The 21624-nt window shown below is 44.0% G+C and carries 13 protein-coding genes; 1 reads left to right on the top strand and 12 read right to left on the bottom strand.

Going from position 1 to position 21624, the window contains the following annotated elements; all coding sequences use genetic code 11:
• The 9 genes from LGZ99_RS19105 to LGZ99_RS19145 all read right to left on the bottom strand — a co-directional run.
• The coding region (locus tag LGZ99_RS19105) for a non-ribosomal peptide synthetase (protein WP_262979449.1) at nucleotides 1-8213 on the bottom strand (8213 nt) is incomplete at its 3' end.
• Between the two features lie 1035 nt (nucleotides 8214-9248).
• Nucleotides 9249-9497 (bottom strand): hypothetical protein, encoded by a 249-nt coding sequence (locus LGZ99_RS19110; protein WP_021326128.1) that lies wholly within the window; start codon nucleotides 9495-9497, stop codon nucleotides 9249-9251.
• Between the two features lie 186 nt (nucleotides 9498-9683).
• Nucleotides 9684-11006, bottom strand: a complete 1323-nt coding sequence (locus LGZ99_RS19115) for an MFS transporter (protein ID WP_023046139.1) — start codon at nucleotides 11004-11006, stop codon at nucleotides 9684-9686.
• Nucleotides 11007-11174: 168 nt separating this feature from the next.
• Nucleotides 11175-12143, bottom strand: coding sequence for a TauD/TfdA dioxygenase family protein (locus LGZ99_RS19120; RefSeq protein ID WP_262979450.1), 969 nt, complete (start codon nucleotides 12141-12143; stop codon nucleotides 11175-11177).
• Between the two features lie 331 nt (nucleotides 12144-12474).
• On the bottom strand, nucleotides 12475-13659 hold the full coding sequence (locus tag LGZ99_RS19125) for a CaiB/BaiF CoA transferase family protein (protein WP_262979451.1): 1185 nt from the start codon (nucleotides 13657-13659) through the stop codon (nucleotides 12475-12477).
• A gap of 94 nt (nucleotides 13660-13753) precedes the next feature.
• The gene (locus LGZ99_RS19130) at nucleotides 13754-14248 is read right to left on the bottom strand and encodes an aromatic-ring-hydroxylating dioxygenase subunit beta (protein WP_262979452.1); all 495 of its coding nucleotides are present in this window, start codon (nucleotides 14246-14248) and stop codon (nucleotides 13754-13756) included.
• Nucleotides 14241-15461: an aromatic ring-hydroxylating oxygenase subunit alpha gene (locus LGZ99_RS19135; RefSeq protein WP_021326121.1), complete on the bottom strand. Its 1221-nt coding sequence runs from the start codon at nucleotides 15459-15461 to the stop codon at nucleotides 14241-14243. Before LGZ99_RS19135 ends, LGZ99_RS19130 begins: the two co-directional genes overlap by 8 nt.
• Nucleotides 15445-16587, bottom strand: a complete 1143-nt coding sequence (locus LGZ99_RS19140) for a cupin domain-containing protein (RefSeq protein ID WP_262979453.1) — start codon at nucleotides 16585-16587, stop codon at nucleotides 15445-15447. The genes LGZ99_RS19135 and LGZ99_RS19140 overlap by 17 nt, the downstream gene beginning before the upstream one ends.
• 537 nt (nucleotides 16588-17124) lie before the next feature.
• Nucleotides 17125-18267, bottom strand: coding sequence for an MFS transporter (locus LGZ99_RS19145; protein WP_262979457.1), 1143 nt, complete (start codon nucleotides 18265-18267; stop codon nucleotides 17125-17127).
• Between the two features lie 249 nt (nucleotides 18268-18516).
• Between LGZ99_RS19145 and LGZ99_RS19150 the strand changes: the two genes are divergently transcribed.
• The gene (locus LGZ99_RS19150) at nucleotides 18517-19428 is read left to right on the top strand and encodes a LysR family transcriptional regulator (RefSeq protein ID WP_262979454.1); all 912 of its coding nucleotides are present in this window, start codon (nucleotides 18517-18519) and stop codon (nucleotides 19426-19428) included.
• Between the two features lie 621 nt (nucleotides 19429-20049).
• Here LGZ99_RS19150 and LGZ99_RS19155 read toward each other — a convergent pair.
• From LGZ99_RS19155 to LGZ99_RS19165, 3 genes are all read right to left on the bottom strand, one after another.
• The gene (locus LGZ99_RS19155; RefSeq protein WP_262979455.1) at nucleotides 20050-20541 is read right to left on the bottom strand and encodes a DUF2569 domain-containing protein; all 492 of its coding nucleotides are present in this window, start codon (nucleotides 20539-20541) and stop codon (nucleotides 20050-20052) included.
• 234 nt (nucleotides 20542-20775) lie between these two features.
• Nucleotides 20776-21150 (bottom strand): hypothetical protein, encoded by a 375-nt coding sequence (locus tag LGZ99_RS19160; protein WP_036841180.1) that lies wholly within the window; start codon nucleotides 21148-21150, stop codon nucleotides 20776-20778.
• A 26-nt stretch (nucleotides 21151-21176) separates the two neighbouring features.
• Nucleotides 21177-21623 (bottom strand): hypothetical protein, encoded by a 447-nt coding sequence (locus LGZ99_RS19165; RefSeq protein ID WP_036841181.1) that lies wholly within the window; start codon nucleotides 21621-21623, stop codon nucleotides 21177-21179.
• Nucleotide 21624 lies beyond the last annotated feature (1 nt).

A 21624-nucleotide genomic window follows, 5' to 3' on the forward strand; every position in this document is an offset into this window, starting at 1 on the left:
GCGTTCCAGGTTTTTAACAGCAACGTACGTTCCGCTTCCGGCAGAATTTCCAATGCCCGAACAGGCATTTCCGGGGCCTGCTCCAGGGCCGCCGCCAGACTTTCCAATGCCTGCTGCATATAACCGCACAGGCTTTCCGGATCAAACGGTTGCACTACCTGAGCCGTCAGCCCCAGGGCTTCCCCAAAATCCTCCACTGACAGCATTAACGGATAGTTGGTCCGCTCCTGTGCGCCCAGAAATTCAATACCACTGATAAGTTTATCTGACATTACCGGCAAGGTATTGTGCCGATAATTCAACAGGCTATTAAAGAGGGGGCGTTCACCCGGCACACCGCTGCAACGCTGGGCCAGCGCCAGTGACGCGTGCTCATGTTCTAATAATCCGGCCAGCCGGGTATGAGCGGCCTGTACGCTGTTCCGTACCGGCGTCTCGTCGATATCCAGACGCAGCGGCAGGGTATTGATAAACAGCCCCATTCCACTGTCAGCGCCTTCTCCCGCCTGCATACGTCCAAACAGCACCGTGCCAAACACGACATTCTTCTGACCGCTGGTACGCGACAACACCTGTGCCCAGGCCAGATGACATAAAGCCGCCAGACTGACGCCCAGATGTCTAGCCTGACTGCGCAGACGGTCATTCAGCTCAGGCGCCAGCATCCGGTGAGATTCCGTCATCTGAGATCCATCACGATGCACCTCCGTCAATCCGAACGGCAGCGTGGGTTCATCCACCGCCGCCAGCATCTCGGTAAAGAAACGGGTATGCGCTTCCTGACTCTCCCCTAGCCGGACCTGAGCCACCAAATTGCGGAACGGTGTCGGCACAGACAGGCTATCCTCCTGCCCCGTCAGATACACCTGGACTTCGCGGTGCATTACTTCCATCGTTTCATGGTCGCCAATCAGGTGATGCAGCAATTGCAGGACAATCCAGCGGCCATCAGTCTCCTGCGCCACCACAAAGCGCAATAACGGCGCTTCCCCCAAGTCGAGACGATGATGACGCGGATCAAAACGTCGGGTTAACTGTTCACTGATTGAACCGTCAGCCGGGTTCAGTGTCAGTTCAGTCACCGACAATTGGGCCTGACGCCAGACCACCTGCGCCGGCACTGACAATCCTTGCCAGATAAAAGCCGTACGTAAGATATCGTGCCGATCAACCACTCGTTGAACTGCGGCCAGATAACGCTCTAACAGAGACCGGTCAGCAAAGGCCATCTGACCCATCAACAGATACGGATCCCCTTCATTTGCCAACAGATGATGAAATAAAATGCCATCCTGCAACGGCGACAACGCATAAATATCCTGAATATTGACGATCCCACCCGGTACCTGCGCGACGATGTGGTCAATGTCAGTCTGAGTCAAGTCAATCAGCGGCAACATCGCCGGTGTCAGCGCCGTAGTTGCCGGGGTGATAACGTTAGGCGGCACGGTCACAGCCTGATGCTGTCCCAGTGACCGAGCCAGTTCAAACAGCACCGGAAACTGGAACAGATCACGCGCCGTCAGTGTCAACCCCTGGTGACGCAGGCGTTCAATCATCCGTATAGCGAGTAATGAATGACCACCCAGGGCAAAGAAGCTGTCATATCGGCTTATCTGCTCAATCCGCAGTAACTCACGCCAAATCGCCGCCAGAGCCATTTCTGTTTCGCCTTGCGGTGCCGCGTAAACCTGGCGATCAATGACTTCATTGTCCGGTGCCGGTAGCGCACGACGATCCAGTTTACCATTCGGGGTCAACGGAAACGCCTCCAGACGCACAAAGGCCGACGGCACCATATAATCAGGCAAAATGGTACTCAGGTAGGCACGCAGGCTGTTTATCAGCCCCTCATCTTCTGGTTCCACCACATAGGCCACCAGTCGTTTATCCTCCCCTTCTCCCCGTACCAACACAGCAACCTCACGCACCGCCGGGTGTTCTGCCAACCGGGCCTCAATTTCACCCGGTTCAATGCGGAAACCGCGGATTTTTACCTGCTGATCGTTGCGGCCCAGAAACTCCAGATTGCCGTCCGGCAGATAACGCGCCAAGTCCCCCGTCCGGTACATGCGTGCATCCGGGTTATCACTGAACGGATCAACCAGAAAACGTTCAGCCGTCAATTCAGGATGATTAAGATAACCACAAGCAACCCCATCACCCCCCACATAAATCTCCCCGGCCACCCCCAACGGCACCGGCTGACCATGCGTATCCAACAGATAAACCCGCGTGTTGGCTACCGGTCGGCCAATCGGGATGCGGATCGCTCCCTGTGCTAATGCCGTGATACGGTATGTCGTCGTAAAGGTAGTGCCTTCACTCGGCCCATAGCCATTCAATAACTGTTGTGGCGGACTCGTGCTCAATACCTGCCCGATAACATGGGGATCAAGGGCATCTCCCCCGACAATCAGGAGCTTTATTTGCGGCAGAACCGGAGACAACTCCGCCGCCAGCTGGTTAAACAATCCGACACTCAGCCACAGCACCGTTATTCGCTGAACCTGTAGAACTTGTACAAACTCCAGCGGTGTCAGCAAAGTGACACGATCGACCACCACTAACGCGCCGCCATTGAGCAACGGCGCCCAGACTTCAAACGTGCTGGCATCGAAAGCCGGATTAGCAGCAAAAGCCACCCGATCACCCGGCCCAATTTCGGCATAGCCATTATTGATGACCAGCCGGACCACCGCCCGATGAGGCACCAGGACCCCTTTGGGCGTACCGGTCGAGCCGGAGGTGTACATAATATATGCCAATCCGGCACTGGAACACGGTAAATCAGGGTTTAAGCGATCTTTCTCTCTACTCGTATCTGTCTCATCAAAGAGACGCAACAGTGGAACCGTCAGGTTAGCCGGAATATCCGCCCGTGTATCGGTGAGCAGCAATTTGGCTGAACAATCGCTTATCAGCCAGTTTTTCCGCTCATCCGGCATACTGGGATCAATCGGCACGTAAACGGCACCCGCTTTAAGAATAGCTAATTGGGCCACCACCAGTTCCATCGATCGCTCTAACAGGAGTGCAACAGGGTCACCGGGACAAACCCCTTGTTCGATCAGCTGATGAGTCAACTGGTTAGCACAGGCATTCAATTCCGTATAGCTCAGGGTCTTCTCTCCCGCTATCAGTGCCGTCGCTTCCGGGGTTTTCTCCACCTGCTGTTCAAACAGCTGATGAATACACAACGCATCAGGATATACAGTTTCCGTCGCGTTCCAGGTTTTTAACAACAAGGTACGTTCCGCTTCCGGCAGGATGTTCAACGCCCGAACGGGCATGTCCGGGGCTTGCTCCAGCGCCGCCGCCAGACTTTCCAGTGCTTGCTGCATATAACCACACAGGCTTTCCGGATCAAACGGTTGCATTACCTGAGCCGTCAGCCCCAAGGATCCACCAAAATCCTCCACCGACAACACAAACGGGTAGTTGGTCCGCTCCTGTACACCCAGAAATTCAATACCGCTGATAAGTTCATCAGACGTTACCGGCAAGGTATTGTGCCGATAATTCAACAGGCTACTAAAGAGTGGGAGCTCACCCTGTACACCACTGCACCGCTGGGCCAGCGCCAGTGACGCATGTTCATGCGCTAATAATCCAGCCAGTCGGGTATGGGCGGCCTGCACGCTGTCCCGTACCGGCGTCTCATCGATATCCAGCTGCAACGGCAAGGTATTAATAAACAGCCCCATACCATTGTCAGCGCTGTCCCCTGCCTGCATACGCCCAAACAACACCGTGCCGAACACCACTTTCTCCTGCCCGCTGGTACGCGATAACACCTGCGCCCAGGCCAGATGACACAGCGCCGCCAGACTGACCCCCAAATGCCGGGCCTGACTGCGCAGACGATCATTCAGCTCAGGCGCCAACATCCGGTGAAATTCCGTCACCTGTGAGCCGTCTCGGTGCACTTCTGCCAGCCCGAATGGCAGCGTCGGTTCATCTACCGCCGCCAGCATCTCGGTAAAGAAACGGGTATGCGCTTCCTGACTCACGCCCAACCGGGCCTGCGCCACCAAATTGCGGAAAGGAACCGGCGCAGGCAGGCTATCAGCCTGACCCGTAAGGTATGCCTGGACTTCGCGGTGCATCACTTCCATCGTTTCATGGTCGCCAATCAGGTGATGCAGCAATTGCAGGACAATCCAGCGGCCATCAGTCTCCTGCGCCACCACAAAGCGCAATAACGGCGCTTCCCCCAAGTCGAGACGATGATGACGCGGATCAAAGCGCCGGGTTAACTGGTCACTCACCGGACCGTCATCCGGGTTCAGCGTCAGCTCAGTCACCGACAATTGGGCCTGACGCCAGACCACCTGCGCCGGCACTGACAATCCTTGCCAGATAAAAGCGGTACGCAAGATATCGTGCCGATCAACCGCCCGTTGAACCGCAGCCAGATAACGCTCTAACAAAGACCGGTCAGCAAAGGCCATCAAACCCGTCAACAGATACGGATCCCCTTCGTTTGCCAGTAAGTGGTGGAATAAAATCCCGTCCTGCAACGGCGACAGGACATAGATATCCTGAATATTGGCGATCCCGCCCGGCACCTGTTCAACGATACGGTCAATCTCAGCCTGAGTCAGATCAATCAGCGGCAACATCGCCGGCGTCAATACTGTGTCTGCCGGGGTGATGACGTTAGGCGGCACGGTCACCGCCTGATGTTGTCCCAGTGACCGGGCCAGTTCAAACAGCACCGGAAACTGGAACAGATCACGCGCCGTCAGCGTCAACCCAAGGTGACGCAGGCGTTCAACCATCCGGATCGCGAGCAACGAATGCCCCCCCAGGGCAAAGAAACTGTCATGCCGGCTAACCTGTTCAATCCCCAGTAATTCACGCCAAATCGCCGCCAGGGCCATTTCCGTTTCGCCTTGAGGCGCTTCGTAAACTTGATAAGCAAAGGCTTCATTGTCCGGCGCCGGCAATGCCCGGCGATCCAATTTACCGTTAGGCGTCAACGGAAATGCATCCAGACGCACAAAGGCCGACGGCACCATATAGTCAGGTAAAATGGCGCTCAAATGGTCACGCAGGCTGTTCACCAGCCCGTCATCCGCCGGTGCCACCACATAGGCCGCCAGCCGTTTATCCTCCCCTTCCCCCCGAGTCAACACAACAACCTCATGCACCGCCGGATGCTCTGCCAGACGCGCCTCAATTTCCCCCGGTTCAATGCGGAAGCCGCGGATTTTCACCTGCTGATCATTGCGGCCCAGAAACTCCAGATTGCCGTCCGGCAGGTAACGCGCCAAATCCCCGGTGCGGTACATGCGCGCATCCGGGTTATCACTGAATGGATCAACCAGGAAACGTTCGGCGGTTAACTCAGGGCGATTGAAATAACCCTGGGCAACGCCATCGCCTCCCACATAAATCTCTCCATCCACCCCCAACGGCACTGGCTGACCATAGGCATCCAACAGATAAACCCGCGTGTTGGCTACCGGTCGGCCAATCGGGATACGGGCCGCTCCCTGCGCCAATGCATTGATTCGGTATGTCGTCGTAAAGGTAGTGCCTTCACTCGGCCCATAGCCATTTAATAGCTGTTGTGGCGGACTCGTGCTCAATACCTGCCCAATGACATGGGGATCAAGGGCATCTCCCCCGACAATCAGGAGCTTTATCTGCGGAAGCACCGGAGACAGCTCCACCGCCAGCTGGTTAAACAATCCAACACTCAGCCACAGCACCGTCATTCGCTGAACCTGTAAAGCCTGTACAAACGTTTGCGGCGTCAGCAAAGTGATGTGCTCGACAACCACTAACGCGCCGCCATTGAGCAACGGCGCCCAGACTTCAAACGTACTAGCATCGAAAGCCGGATTAGCGGCAAAGGCCACCCGATCATCCGGTCCAATTTCAGCATAACCATTATTGATGACCAGCCGGACCACCGCACGATGAGGCACTAAGACCCCTTTAGGTGTACCGGTAGAACCGGAGGTATACATGATATAGGCTAACTCAGCGCTAGAACGCGGTAAGTCAGGGTTGAGGCAATCTTCCTCTCTATTCGTGTCTGTCTCATCAGAGAGACGCAACAACGGAACAGCCAGGTTAGCCGGAATATCATCCCGTGTATCAGTGAGCAACAACCTGACTGAACAATCGCTCATCAGCCAGTTTTTCCGTTCATCCGGCACATTGGGATCAATCGGCACGTAAACGGCGCCGGCTTTGAGAATAGCCAATTGGGCCACCACCAGCCCCATCGATCGCTCTAACAGGAGCGCAACATGATCACCGGGATCAACCCCTTGTTCGATCAGCTGACAAGCCAACCGGTTAGCACGTGTATTCAGTTCCGTGTAGCTGAAGGTCTTATCTCCCGCTATCAGTGCCGTCGCTTCTGGTGTTTTCTCCACCTGTTGTTCAAACAACTGATGAATACACAACGTATCAGGATACACAGTTTCTGTGGCGTTCCAAGTTTCCAGTAACAGCTTACGTTCAGCCTCCGGCAACAAATTAAGCTGCCAGACGGGGATTTCATCACCGCGCCTTTTCGACAATGCCAGCATCTTTAAATGCTCACTCATCCGCAGAATCACTTCCGGACTCAGGCGATTTTCATCATAGACCCAGCGAAAACCGCCCTGCACATTCATTTGGAGCGTCAACAATTCACCGAGTACTTCTTGAGCGCACGGTCTGTCATCCTGTATCACAGTGACGGCAATCTGCCACGGCCGGCTTGTTCTTAATGCCGGGATAGCCCGCAGTAAAGGAGAGCGAGAGGGAAGATCACGGCTGAATGTACGGTGCTGCGCCAATCGGGCAAGTTCATCATCAACCCAGTCAGTTACCGCACGCCAGGGCTTATCAAACGCCACTTCAATGATCATAGGTACCATCGACGCCAAATCTGCCGACTTATCGTTTACCTCATCCACACACCAGCCGATTTGGAATTGAGCCTGCTGAGTCAGACGTGCAAGATAGATAACAAATATCTGCAACAATGACTGTAATGGATCTTCTGCATCGTTTTTTGGCAGTGGAGGCTGCCAGGGACCCATTACCCATCGGGGTTCTGCCTGCTGACCAAGCATTTCAAAAGGTAACTGGAGCGGTTTCAAAGAGGCAAGACGCTCACACCAAAATGGTTCACTGGGTGCAAGTGCCTGAAGGGTATTTTTTACATTCTGGGCCTGCTGTGAAGAAAGCAGAGGAAGCGGTTTACCTGACCTGAGTTCCGATATATCAGCAAGCTCTCTGGCAGACAGTAAGTGACCTTCAAGGGTAGCGAATCCCCCAATCCGCACATCCTCACTGCCGGTCGTCACCTGCCAGGCGTCCTCCTCCACCCTAATCAATGTACCGGGTACCCCCTCAGAACGCTGTTTTAACCTCTGAAGCCAGGAAATCTGCACCGGGCCCTGTCTTAGTAACAGTTTCGGGCAACCTAATGGATTTGGGTAATTCTCGCCAAAATCTAATGCCCGTACTAAAGCCGACAGGGCCTCTCCCGACTGCTCCCAACACAAATAGCCGCCAAAATCAGGGCGATGCGATAGCGCATAAAAACTCCGTTGCGAAAGATCCTGTGGATAAGTCACCAGTGCGCCGTGACCCAGATTTTTCAGCAGTTCAATAAATCCTTTCTGGGCAGCTTGATAACATTTCAGATTCAACGAGAAAGCATTATCGTGTTCCTCAATCGATACCGGCCATTGCACCGCAATATCGCCGGTATCTACACCACCTTCAATACAGTGCCAAGAAATAGCGTAATGTGTTTCTTGGGCTAACAACGCCCAAGAAGTGGCATGCCTGCCAGCATAGCGTGGCAACGGACTATCATGATAATTAAAAGCCCCGCCGCGAATCTGTTTAATCAGCGATACCGGCAGGATCATGGGGTTGACGACTGAGAAAAGCCAATCGACAGGGTGTAACGTGATTTGTTCTTGTAATGCATCAACCGAGTTCACACAAGCAATCCCTTGTTGAGCAGCCCATGTTTGCAGAACGGTATCAGTAGGTAGCACTGCTTGTATGGTATGCCCAGCCGCCTGAATTTGCTCGGCGCAGAACACCGCAAGGGTTGTCCCTCCTATCACGACGCATGTTTGTGATGGAATCGATGTATCGTTTGTATTATGAGTTATATTTTCACATGACATCTGAGAGAGAGCTTCGGCTTTAAGAACATTTCCCACTGTAGCAATGTTATCTTTCATCTATTACCTCAACGAATCTGTTAGAAATTTGAAAACTGTCATTCCTGACAGCCATCACCAATATTTCTTTCTTACTTCTTGCCCCCAAGAAATAAAAACGGACATATCTGATATCAATTCAAAATACTGTGCCATAACCCGATTAATAACGGATAACTAACAATTTTTCGGCGCTAATTCCCCTAACAATGGAAGAAATAATTCACCCTATTATGCACAACAAGAGATTCTATTTTTTCATATAAATAGAATTACACCTAATACCATAAAGAAACATTACAAATTACAATTAATTTCATCACATATTATTTTATGATGTTGAAATAATATTATTATAATAATAACTAACGCAATAAAATATTGATTGCAACACGATACATTCCAGTTAGATAGTTCTTTGATGTGGTTTTTCGGACGTCTGGAAATATTTACCAACACGTTGTGCAAGCTAGGACAAAGCTTAATATCATTCAATTTGTATATACCTCAAAATATATAAATTCAAATTTTTTCACTGCTTTTTCACTCTTACCGTCCTCACATACTACATGTACGCGCCGGTTTCTGCACACTGTCCATATTCACCATTTATTCACAAGAACGGCCAACAACAATTACACCTAATGGGTATACTCTTAGTTATAACGAGTTATTTAAAATAAACCCAATATGTCCAAAATCGAGATCATGAAATATTAATGATAATAATCAACCTATATTACCAAAAAAAACATTACCATGATCACATCTTCTATTACTTTCTCTAAATTATTTATTAAAAAAATATTTCCAACAACAACTCTACAATTAAATATACGATTTTAATACCAAGGCAATCAAAAAAGTAAAATAAAATAAACAATAAAACACAACTTAGATCACACAATATAAAATAAAAACAATAATAACAAATAAACTTAAAAAATAACTTATATTGGAATTATAACTTTAATTATTCTGTTTTAATACATAAGAAATCCGGTATAAACAATATATACCGGATTATCACCCAGACATTAAATTATTCTATATTGCTTAATACAGTGACTCCCCATCACAATGCATTGCCAACTCCCTATCCAGAGCCTGAGCTAAAACCGTTTTATTTTCATTATGCGCCAATAAACTAAAATGGTTACCCGGAATAACAATCAACCGAAGTGAAGAGTCAGGCATTATCTGTACCCAGCCTAACAACGGTTCTCTATTTAACAACTCCGGTTTTTCATCCGTGACAAAAGAAATAGAAGGAGAAGGTTCTATCGCATAAAACTGACGCAGCAATTACCGCTAACGCTTGCAGTTCATAATCTGTGACTGTTTGCGCATAACGCTCTCTCTGCTTCCAACGTTTTACAATTAGATCATGACGGGATATAACGCCAATTCTTGTGCATCTTCAATAAACTGAACAAAATTCAGCTCATCAATTCACCAGTACAAAACTGCAACCTCTTCTGAGAAAACGCTCTATTTATTCCTTCTATAACTTACATCTTTAAATATCAATGTCGCAGCAGCTAAAATTACTGGAATGGATAAGATTGCAAAAATAGTGCTGTGATTCAATCCAAATCTGATAAATTCTGCCCCAAATAAAGCACCACAGATCCCGCCTAATCTTCCAAATCCTAACATCCAGGCAACACCGGTTGCCCTACAATTAGTTGGATAAAATTGTGCTGCAATTGCTCCCATTGACGCCTGTGCGCCATTCATTGTCGTCCCTGCAAGAAATATTAAAATACTCAATAAAAATACACTTTCTCCGTGACCAATAGAAAAGACCAAAATACCAGTAAGAACATAATTAGTTGCTACTACCTTATGAGGATTAACCCGATCCATTAACCAACCAGAGAAAACAACGCCTATTCCACCACCCAAAGGAAATAATGCCGTAAGCACGGCTGCCATACTAATGCTAAAACCAGCATCGTTCATTAAAATCGGCATCCAACTTGTTAAAACATAAAAAACCAATAATCCCATGAAATAGGTTATCCATAACATTGTTGTCCCAAGTAAAAATCGACTGGACAAAATAGTTTTGATTGATGATTCATGTATAATTTCTTCTTCATCAAATGTAAATTTCTTTACATCATTTAAAAGTCCGTTTGTCATTTTAAACAAAATTCGTCTTATATCTTCTTCTGAGTTACCTTTTAAAATTAGATATTTCAGTGATTCAGGCAGTAGGAAAAAAAGAAATACAGATAAAAACAGGGGCAAAATACCCCCTAAAATCAGAACACCTTGCCATCCAAAATGTGGGATAATCCATGCAGAAAACATTCCGCCTAGCGCCGCACCAAAAGGAAAGCCACAAAAAACGATATTTATTAACAAAGACCTCCGATGCTCTGGTGCATACTCAGATATCAACGTTATTGCATTTGACATTGCGGCACCAAGACCCAATCCCGTCAAAAAACGCAAAATAGTTAATGTCTGTATTGAATCAGCGGCGGCGGTAACCAAACTAAACAGACCAAAAACACCCACTGATATTGTAAGTACTAATTTTCGACCAAATCTATCAGCAAGCGGACCAGAAAAAAGCGCGCCCAATGCTAAACCAAAAAGCGCAGCGCTCATGGCTGGCCCAAGAACAATGCTTTCTACGTTAAAGTCATTTATCACTGCTGGTGCAATATAACCCATTAATGCTGTATCGAAACCATCAATAGTCACGATAGAGAAACAAAGAATTAATACTTGCCACTGGACTTTTGAAAGTTTTTGACTATTGATAACATTCTGGATATTGACTGTTGTAATACTATTCATTTTAAATCACCGACGTCAAAGAGTTCATTATTATTAATTAGAAAGATAAATCATCCAGTTAACTTCAATTAATCTCAATGCAAAATGTGAATGCAAAGCAGAACTAATATTTTATTGGTATAAGAGAGCTAATTGATTAATTTAGCCCTCTTTTATTATAAAAGAAACTCATTCAAGTTCAAATTGGCGCAAGGCACGGCGATCATCCGTGTGATCATATTGAGCTACTTTGAATTTACGTAAATCTGATGGTTGAACCATTGTACCGTCACCAATAGGCCGATCACCTTTTATTGTTACTCGTTCCATCAAACGCGGATTGGGATAATAATCATGAACCGCGGCATGCTGAACAGAACGATTATCCCAAAACACAAGCATATTAGGTTCCCAATGATGCCTGTATTGATACTCTAAAATGGAAGTGGAGCGATATAAGCTATTCAATAATTCAAAGCTCTCTCTATCATCCATGCCTTTGATATATCGAGTATAGTGAGGATTAACAAATAAAACTTTTTTTCCAGTTATCGGATGTATACGCACTACCGGATGGCTAACGGGTGGATATTGATTTTCATTTTTACGCAGTTGTTGCCTCCCTTTATCCGTTTCAGGAAAAAGATATTTGTAAGATGCAAAATCGTGTATAGCTTCAAGCCCAGAAATAAATTGCTGCATCTTATTTGAAAGTGCGTTATAAGCGGCGGTCATACTCGAAAAGCATGTGTCCCCGCCAATTTCGGGAACAATTTTAGAATAAAGCATCGTTCCTAAAGGTGGACATTCCCGGTATGTCTCATCAGAATGCCAGCGATCAGTTAAGACAGGCGGATTACCCTCTTTATAATCAAAGACAATAAGTTCAGGAACCTCTGCTGAATTTTCCGCGAAAGGATGAACCGTCAGCTCACCAAAATAATCGCCAATTCGCAATAAGTCTTCCGTTGAAAGATTTTGGCCCGGAAAAACCAAAACTTCATACGTAGCCAATGCATCAGATATCGCTTGAATACATCCATCATCTAACGGTTGACTCAAATCAATGCGGGTTATCTCAGCACAGAAATATGGACTTAGTTTACGTAAAGAAAATCTGTCCTTAATATTTCCGGTATTAGTTTCATTTATACTCATGTTATCACCATAATAAATTTTTAATTAACGTTATTATTTCCAAGCCTATTATTATTGTATCTACCGCCCAGGAAATTGATGTCGGAAATATTAAAACCAATGAATATAAATCTCTCAGAATGAATGTTGACACAACATTATCTGATATATCCCAAGAGGAAATTACAGCATAAAAAATTGACTCACCCTATTAAAAATATAATCTATTTATCATTATCAAAGAAACACGCATTAATACGAAAAAAATGCAATTGAAAATAGAACAATTAACTCTCTGTTACCTGATTTTTATAGATATAGCAGAACAGAAAAATGAGTAAAGAAAGAAATTTTATATTATTCCATTATTACGCAACTCAACTATTTCATCATCTTGGTAATTCAGAAACTCTTTTAAGATCACTTCAGTATGTTCTCCATGCTCTGGAGCAGCAGCCCTAACAGTTTGCATGTCACAAAAACGACTGGAATGAAATGGTTGCCCAACTAATGATAATTGACCAAGATTAGGGTGATTAATTGAACATTTCATTTTCAAATGATTCATTTGCTCATCATTCATTGCTTCCTCTATCGTATACAAAGGTCCGCAAGGAATACCTACAGAATTAAGCTTTTCAATTAGCTCAGCACTTTTAAAATATTTTATTCTTTCTTTTAATTTATTCAATAATGAAGATCTATTCAAAGATCGCAGTGTAATATTGCTATATTCATGAAAATCAGCCAACTCTGGAATATCCAAAGTTTTACACAAAAGTCTAAATTTTGAATCTTCAGCAGCAGCAATATTAACTTGTCCATCAGCCGTCGGAAATAACCCTATAGGCATTAATGTTGGATGATCATTACCCATTTGGGTTGGTACATCGCCATTAGCAAGCCATCTTGCCACCTGAAAATCAAGCATTGAAATTGTAGATTCAAGTAAAGAAGTATAGACCCACTGACCCAGACCGGTTTTCTCACGATAATAAAGCGCCATTAAAACTGCCTGAGCTAACGTCATTCCCGCACTTATATCAGTAATTGCCGCACCAACACGTACAGGTCCGCTACCAGGTATACCAGTAACTGACATTAAACCTGACATTCCCTGAATAATCTGGTCTACAGCAGGTCTTGTACAGTAAGGACCTGTTTGCCCAAATCCTGATATACTCCCGCAAATAATACGTTCGTTTATTGATTTCAATGAATCATAATCAAGGCCAAGCCGATATTTAACTTCAGGTCTGAAATTTTCCAGAACAACATCCGCTTTACCCACCAGTTTTTTAAAAACGCTTTGTCCATCATCTGTTTTCAAATTCAGAGACAAACTCTGCTTGTTTCTATGCAGATTTTGGTAATCAAACCCTTCACGTGAGCCACCCATGCTGTCCCCAAGATCGGCAGGCTCTTCAATTTTAATGATTGTTGCCCCCCAATCTGCCAATAATCGGGAAGTAACAGGGCCCGCTCTATGCCGGGTAAAATCGAGAACAAGCAGATCATACATTGGTAATTGAGACATATATTTTTCCTATAGTGAGAATACATAGGTAAAAATTCAAATTTTCTATCTGTAAATAATGAGTAATTAATTTCCAAAAATAAATTAGAATATCCTAAATTGGAAATACCATCGAATCAGGAATGACATTTGTATCTATAATACACACTCTATCTTTGAATTTTAATATATCGTCATCTTGAACTATTACGTCATGTGAACGCCCACAAACAAGTAGTTTACTGGATTCACCATATAAACTTTCATATATCGCAAAAGATGAACATGCTTTAATGCTATAAACATTGACGTCATCTATTGAAATCAATCGTACACCACTGACGATTCGGCATTGAGATCTTCTTCGATACATAACCGTCTTTTGCAGTGCAATAGCTCTGTCCTTAATCATCTTTTGCCCATCACAGAGTACAAAACTCAGTGGAAAATTTTGATCAAAATTCTCCCTGGATGTAATTCTATAATGGCTATCTTTAACAAAAAAATTTGGCCATTGTTCAATGTTACCTTCATCCAAAAACTCGTTGTAGAGGGTATATAGCCATTGAACATCCAATGTGAGTTCACGAAATTCTGGCGTTCTATTCATTGTCTTCATAACCCATAATTTTTTTATAGTATTTATAAAACCCACGAATAGCTGACTCAGTCATCATATGATCCGCATCCCCCTCTCCGTTACCCGCTTCCAGAACGGCTACTGAGTTGGGAGAAGCAGCTGAACCGATCTGAACCATTGCCAATATTTCATTATCGTCAATTGTTACCAATCCAGACGGGCCAAATAAGTTTGCCTGATATAGCCGTTTTTGAATCAATTCAGGGCTATCCGATTCATATCCGAAAAATGTCCAGGTTTTAATACATGAATCAGGTCCATCTGGTTTCACATGCCTCATCACCAAACAATTTAATTGTTGCAAGAATATCAGATTTGGCCAAATGGTCATTACGGCCCCCGTACCATGCTCGTATTCAGATTGATACTCAATTAATCGTTTATCATTAAGACTGAAACCATTTTGAGAATTCAGCTGTTCTTTAAACTGGTCATTCTGGGCTGGCTTAAATGTTGCAGTTGAAACAAGAACACTGCTGCGTCCGTGTTTATCTACTTTAACGTGAGTTTCTTGATCAGAGCGCCAAATACCAAAAGTCAGGAAAAATGAATGCAACAGTGCTGCATGAAATGGATCCTTTACATTTTCTACCTGAAGCTTCCAATTTGCGTGCACTCTATGTTGCATTTTTCCAATAACACGTAATGTTTTGCCATTACATACCCGATCAAAATAAGCCAATATGCCAGGCCCCAAATACTCTTCAAACGATTCAATTTCAAAACTGAAACTTGCAAAAACAACGCCATGCCGCTCTGTTACATTAAGTTGTTCTAATCCATGTTCAGTTGAATCAAAACATGGTGACATCCCTCCCTTTCCATCAATACCCCGACGAAAAGGCATACCAACAAGAGTACCATCAAGATTAAAAGACCACTCATGATAAGGACATGTAAATAATTTCACATTCCCCCGCTCTTGGTGACATATCTGAGCGCCTCTATGTGTGCAACGATTCACAAATACTCTCAGTTTATTTCTTCTGTCCCTCACAAGAATGACCGGAACTTCACCTACGAATGTTTGAATAAAATCACCGATGTCCTTTACTTCAGTGGTTAAACCAACATAGTTCCAGGTTCGGCTTTTGAAAATATAATTTTGTTCCCGATTATAAATTTCACGATCTGTATATACCTCAGACGGCACCCGACGAGGCCCCTCAATTGGCCATTTCAACGTCAGCTCCTTTTCCTGATTCCTCAGTTTGCTTATTTGTTGAATGCTCATCTGAATTGTGAACTACCAGATCAGCAATTCTCCCCATAACAGACATCAACATAGACCAGCCTTGACGTTGAATTTCAAATAATCGTTCTCCGTCACTCAAAGGTATATTTCGTAAGAATTCATAACCCATTGCCATATGCTCATCATCAGTGATTGTATGAATATCAAAATGATCTCCAGTGGCAGCGGATGCCATCTCAGGCTGAATATGCTTATAGAAGAAAGTTGCTGAGGCTTCGACAACTAAGTGAACCAAAACAACTTTTTCAATATCACTAATTGAATTCATTTTCCAGGGAAACCACGCACTTGTGGATTCAAGAACCGGATCAAATACAGTTTGAAGATCTGTTCGATTCTTCGCTAAAATACGGTTATGGCCTAATTCTTCAATCAAATGAAGCCAAGCCAATTCTTCGAATTTAGGATCTTGTAACGTTATTACCCGCGCCAGAACCATCTTTTGAAAATGATCCGACCAAACTTGGAAACAATCCAGAAATCTTTTCTTGGCTTCAGGATTTTTAAGCAACCCTTTCCGCACAAGCGCGAATAAACGATGTTTGTCAAATCTATCCATATATTTTTCATTGAGCTGGAACAGTTGATCAGCAATATTTTTATCACCCACCTTCTCTAATTTCATTTCAGGATAAAAGACTGCCCATGGATCAGTGATATCTTCGTATAAACCGCGAGAATCGAATTGGATTGAAAGACCCCAAAATCCATTAGGTTCCATCCCCTTAAATCCATGTAGTTTACCTGGCGGCACTAAAAGAATATCTCCGGCATTCATGTCAGCCTTTACCTCACCCGTCGTATGTGCTCCACCTTCACACATTAATATCATTGATTCGACTGGGTGAGTGTGCTCATTTAATTCTTCACCTGCTTCCAAACGTACCCACGCCATAGAAATACGATTATCGCTAGGAAGAAAACGGACAAGAGATTTATTCTTCATAAAATCTTTAACATGCCCTAACCAATGTTCAACACCATCAACTTCAATTGTTCTCATTGATGGAATTTCATCTCGTTTAACCAATGTAATATCAGACAATTTATTCATTTCTATTCTCACTTGTTATTTAAAATACAAATAATTTCACCAAAGCGAGATCATGAAGCACAAACTAACTAAATTAACCTATATCGCTATCAGGAAATACATTACTACTCCCATTTCTTCGCTTAGATCTTTTTAGTCATTCGTACGAAAAGATTCATAATTAAATATACGATTAAGATAACAAATAATCAATAAACAAAATAAAATAAAATAAATAATAAAGTTCGATTTAGCTCACATAACTAAAAATAACAAAATAGATAATAAGTAAAAAAAGTATCAAAATAAAAGAACAATAAATTTAAAATTATATATTCTATAGATATATAATTTTAAATATGAATTCCATTATGTATTTAAAAATTATATGTTTATGGTAGTTATAGTTATTCTTGCATATAATTATTTAATCCGATCACAACAATTACATAAGATAACTACTTCATTTCAGGCTTATTTCTTCACGCTCCTTTTTAAATAACATGAATATTAAAATTACAGTCTCGCCATAGCATGAAAATATCAATTATCACGACATCACACATTTTCAGGGATGCGAGCATTTTGCGCGCAAATTGCATACACCAGAGCAATCGCCGCCAGTAAAGCACCGACGATGCAGACCCCGGACCAACCTGCGTAGGAAAAAATCCATGAAGAAATCAGCGATCCGGCAGCAGCGCCAATAAAATTGGACGTCATCATTCCCGCGGTAAGGCGGCTGCGAGCCTCTGGATCTAAACGATAGATAGCGTTCAGGTTAGTAACATGAACACCTTGGATAGCCAAATCCTGCAACAAAATACCGACCAGCAAGGACAATACCGAGATCTGACCAAATGCAACAGGTAGCCAGGACACTAACAGTAATATCAGACCGATACAGGTGAATCGGTTGCCCTGCCCTCGATCAGTCATGCGTCCGAACCAGTTGGCTGCATAAGCACCAGCAGCACCGGCCAACCCGAATAACCCGATAATGGTGTTTGAATAAGAATAAGGTGGACTAACCAAGAGAAAGGTCAGGGACGTCCATAGCATACCGAACGAAGCAAACAAAAGCCCCCCCAACAGGGCACGGGCGCGAAACAGAGGTTCATCGGTGTACAAGCGGATTATAGAAGCAAGCAGACGCTGATAACTCAGCGCTACCGGGCTCTTGTAACGTGGAAGTACGAGCCAAAGTGCACCGGACATAGCCAGCATTAACACAGCGGCAACCCAGTAAACGGTACGCCAGCTGCCGAGATCGGCCAGCGTACCAGCCACAGTACGGGCCAAAAGGATCCCTAATAGCAACCCACTCATGACCGTACCCACAACTTTGCCTCGTTCGCCTGGAGCGGCTAAAGTGGAAGCAAAAGGAATCAGTATTTGCGCGACAACCGACAAGCCGCCAGCAACAACAGTGCCCAATATGACAAAAGAGAGGCTGGGTGCAAACGCAGTGATCAACAAACCGAAGGCAGACAGAGCAGTCATAAGAACGATCAGACTGCGCCGCTCAATGATATCACCCAGCGGCACCAGCAAGATAAGCCCGGCGGCATAGCTTAATTGGGCTACAGTGACCACACTTCCAGCCGCAGCAGTAGACAAATTGAATTGTGAACCAATGCTGTGTAACAAAGGTTGAGCATAGTAATTACTCGCCACAGAAAGACCGACTGCCACCGACATAAGCAGCACAATGGACGAAGTCAAACGTGGAGGCGCGCTAGCCGGAGAAAACGAGAATTTCACCGGTTTTCCCCGGGAAAAAGCATTCATAATAATTTCTCATTTCTTTGAAATACTACTAACTTATTTTATTAGAACCATGCTGGCAATTCATAATATTGGATTTTCATTATCTGGAAATCCTTATAATGCTGCCTTGAAATTCTTATAATACCTTTTGTTTTTTAGGTGGTTTTATTAGGAGGAAAAGTGAAACGACATATTTCTCTTGATCAGCTCGACTTCCGGCTACTCAATGTTTTTATCACCATCTTTCGTGAACGACACGTGGGACGTGCCGCTGATACATTGGGGATGTCACAGCCGACTGTTTCAACACTGCTGGCCCGCTTGCGTCGAATTTCCGGTGATCCACTGTTTATTCGCAGTGCGCAAGGTATGCAACCTACTGTGCTGGCGCGTAATTGGGCTGAGCCAGTTGCATCGGCGCTGACCATGTTGGAATCAGCGCTCAATGCCCCATCAGATTTTGATGCTGCCACATCCCAGCGTACTTTCAGTGTATACATGACAGATGTCGGCCAAATGCTCATGCTTAACCGACTAATATCCCGGATTGAGACAACAGCTCCCGGTATACGCATCCAGACAATCGGGACCTGGGAAGGTACCCTGGCAGATCAGCTTGATGACAGAAGCATTGATATTGCCTTTGGCTGGATCCCTCAACTTAAGGCACGTAAAACCAGTTCACTGTTATTTAAGGATAGATATGTAGGAGTGCATGATGCTGCCACAGCGCCTGCGCTACACCGTTATGCAGTGGCCTATGTTCCCAATTCAGCTCATCAGATTGTGCCTGAACGTTTTCAATTGCACGGCATCAAACCCGTGATCACCGTGCCAAACTTCTTTATGTTGCCGGAAGTGCTTACAGGGACGTCTATCACAGCGGTTGTTCCAGAACGGCTGGTTCGTCTTCTATCCCAACAAAGGAGCACAGCATTGCGCATTGTCGAACTCCCTTTCAAATTGCCAACGATTAGCATCCGGGTACATTGGTCTGCTGGAACATGGCGAGATGAAGGTATTGACTGGCTGCGAAACCAAATAATAGCAAGCGTCAATGACTATCCTCCTATTAAGGACTTTCCGCCTTGATAAAATTATTCCGAATCCCGTAATTATGATACATGATTCTCCATTTCGAGAATCCTTCATGCGTCGATATGATCTTCGCACAGATTTCTATCTTAGGCGCCCTAGAAACACCTTGCAAGCGGGCACCGAGGTTACGGCTATTCGTCCCTCAAAGGGCCGCCCTGCTCGCGGCATTTTGTCATAATCTGCGTATTTCCCGAAATCGAGTCTTTGACGGTTGCGTATTACCACGATGGAGATCACCGTTATTACCCGATCTCAATGGATGTTATTGGGTGATCTCCGAGGATGAAAATACGCACCCCCCATTAATGCCAGATTTAAAAAAGGTACAGAGTGACTAAAAACGGCCTATTCTCTGCTATGGTTTAATTCATTTATCGGCAATACTCTCCTTCGCTTATTTTATTTACTGACTATTTAAAAACGCGAATACAGAGAGATTAAATATTTTATATAAGGGTCTGATTTATTGAGATAAAAAATGCAGGACAGGATTCCATTTTTCGCAAAATGAGATCTCGCCCTGCATTCGCCAATCCGTTACTCTCCACAAAGATAACTTCTTTTTTGAATGAATATTGGTTGTAAATTATTTAAAAAATAACCTATTCCCAATAATTATCTTATAAATGTTCGTTTAACCCGAATGGATACAATAAAGTAAGGTATCCATATGCATGCACAAAACACATTTCTAAAAAGTAGAGAAAGATTATTATAATCCAGTTTTATCCCATATATGTAATAACCCAACATTAAGTCAATAATTACAAATAACAAAGTAAAAACTAAAAGTATAATGTAAAGTAAAGGTGTTTTTTCTTTTTTTCTAAAGAAAAGAATAGATGTATAGAATGCAATCCCAAAAATAATCACGAAGCAAATGAATTCAAATCCTATAAGAATACGTAATTTACCTAAAAAATCATAACCAGAGATCAAGAGCATCATTGTTTTATATGAGCCAAATAAAGAGGTTAATATTGTAATAATAATATTTATTGCTGGAAAATAGAGAAACCCGCCGATTCCATTCAGCTCTTTCTCTTCACATGTGGCACAAAAATCTGATTCATGTAATGCCGGGTTTTCACACTGAATACATTTCATAAAATTTCTCCAAATAGCAATCCAAAGACTGGATATTAATTTAATTTACGTGAGTTGTACTGGCGGTAGTATATAAACCAGAATTCTATACCACCAATAGTCACTCCCATCGTTCCTACTTTTAAACAAAGCAAGAAGTTCTTGAGTAAAAGCAAAATCTCCTTTGACCTCTGTATATTTAAGTAAACCAAGATTAATTTCGGGCTCCAGTTGCCAGTTATTCATTTACCTATTTCATTTACCTATAGCATTTGTCCTAGAGGTAATATATGTAGCGTATTTACTCAAAGACAGATATGCCTTTGCTGCCGCAAACTGTATCAGCTTCGCTTCACTGTTAGGTATCCCTCCGGCAACAATTTCCGCCGCCTTCTGCGGTTTCATCTGCTCATTCGATAACACGACATCCAACGGAACACCAAAGAAGTTACCCCACGCAATAATCAGACCTTTTGCCGGGTCCTGACCATCAGGGACTTGCCCTTTCAGGTAGTGAGTCAAGGCAGCATTTATTTCTTCGGGTGTTGCCCCAGATTGGGCCATTTTCTGAGCCAGTGAACCTGCGCCTTCAAAATGCTTAGCGCCTTCGGAACCAAACAAACTTCCCATGCTAAGGGCATTATTGTCCACAACAATTACGTAGAAAAAAACAAATAAAGCCAAACAATATAAAATAATCTAGATAACCATAATAGCGTATTTTGAAGACTTATTTTCATTTCAAAAATAAACTCTTTTATGAATTCCATGTTATTTCCATGTGCAAATTTTCTTTTTGAGAAAAATCTACAATGAATAAGGAAAATAAAAATTGCAAGTGTACCAATGAAATATCCATAAAAGGAAATTAAGTTTCCATTTTTAATAAACTCAAACCAAATTCCAGATATATAAATAATAAACAACATCATTATGGAAAGATTAGCAAGTTTGTTTTTATTAAAAAAACAAAAATCAAAAAAGAGCAATGGAGATTTTACACTTCTTAGTGAAATTTTTTTGCTCAAGCCAAAATAGATGAAGCAGGCAAGAAACCCCAATAGACTCAAGACCATCAAAATAAATGGAGTATACACAATCATG

This window comes from Photorhabdus temperata (assembly GCF_025384845.1).
Taxonomy (GTDB): Bacteria; Pseudomonadota; Gammaproteobacteria; order Enterobacterales; family Enterobacteriaceae; genus Photorhabdus; species Photorhabdus temperata.

Bases quoted from the DNA above. Each gene is read 5' to 3' on its own strand.
- LGZ99_RS19155 (WP_262979455.1), bottom strand. From the start codon at position 20,541: ATGAAATGTATTCAGTGTGAAAACCCGGCATTACATGAATCAGATTTT.
- LGZ99_RS19120 (WP_262979450.1), bottom strand. From the start codon at position 12,143: ATGAGTATAAATGAAACTAATACCGGAAATATTAAGGACAGATTTTCT.
- LGZ99_RS19165 (WP_036841181.1), bottom strand. From the start codon at position 21,623: ATGATTGTGTATACTCCATTTATTTTGATGGTCTTGAGTCTATTGGGG.
- LGZ99_RS19115 (WP_023046139.1), bottom strand. From the start codon at position 11,006: ATGAATAGTATTACAACAGTCAATATCCAGAATGTTATCAATAGTCAA.
- LGZ99_RS19160 (WP_036841180.1), bottom strand. From the start codon at position 21,150: ATGGGAAGTTTGTTTGGTTCCGAAGGCGCTAAGCATTTTGAAGGCGCA.
- LGZ99_RS19130 (WP_262979452.1), bottom strand. From the start codon at position 14,248: ATGAATAGAACGCCAGAATTTCGTGAACTCACATTGGATGTTCAATGG.
- LGZ99_RS19145 (WP_262979457.1), bottom strand. From the start codon at position 18,267: ATGTCGGTGGCAGTCGGTCTTTCTGTGGCGAGTAATTACTATGCTCAA.
- LGZ99_RS19140 (WP_262979453.1), bottom strand. From the start codon at position 16,587: ATGAATAAATTGTCTGATATTACATTGGTTAAACGAGATGAAATTCCA.
- LGZ99_RS19125 (WP_262979451.1), bottom strand. From the start codon at position 13,659: ATGTCTCAATTACCAATGTATGATCTGCTTGTTCTCGATTTTACCCGG.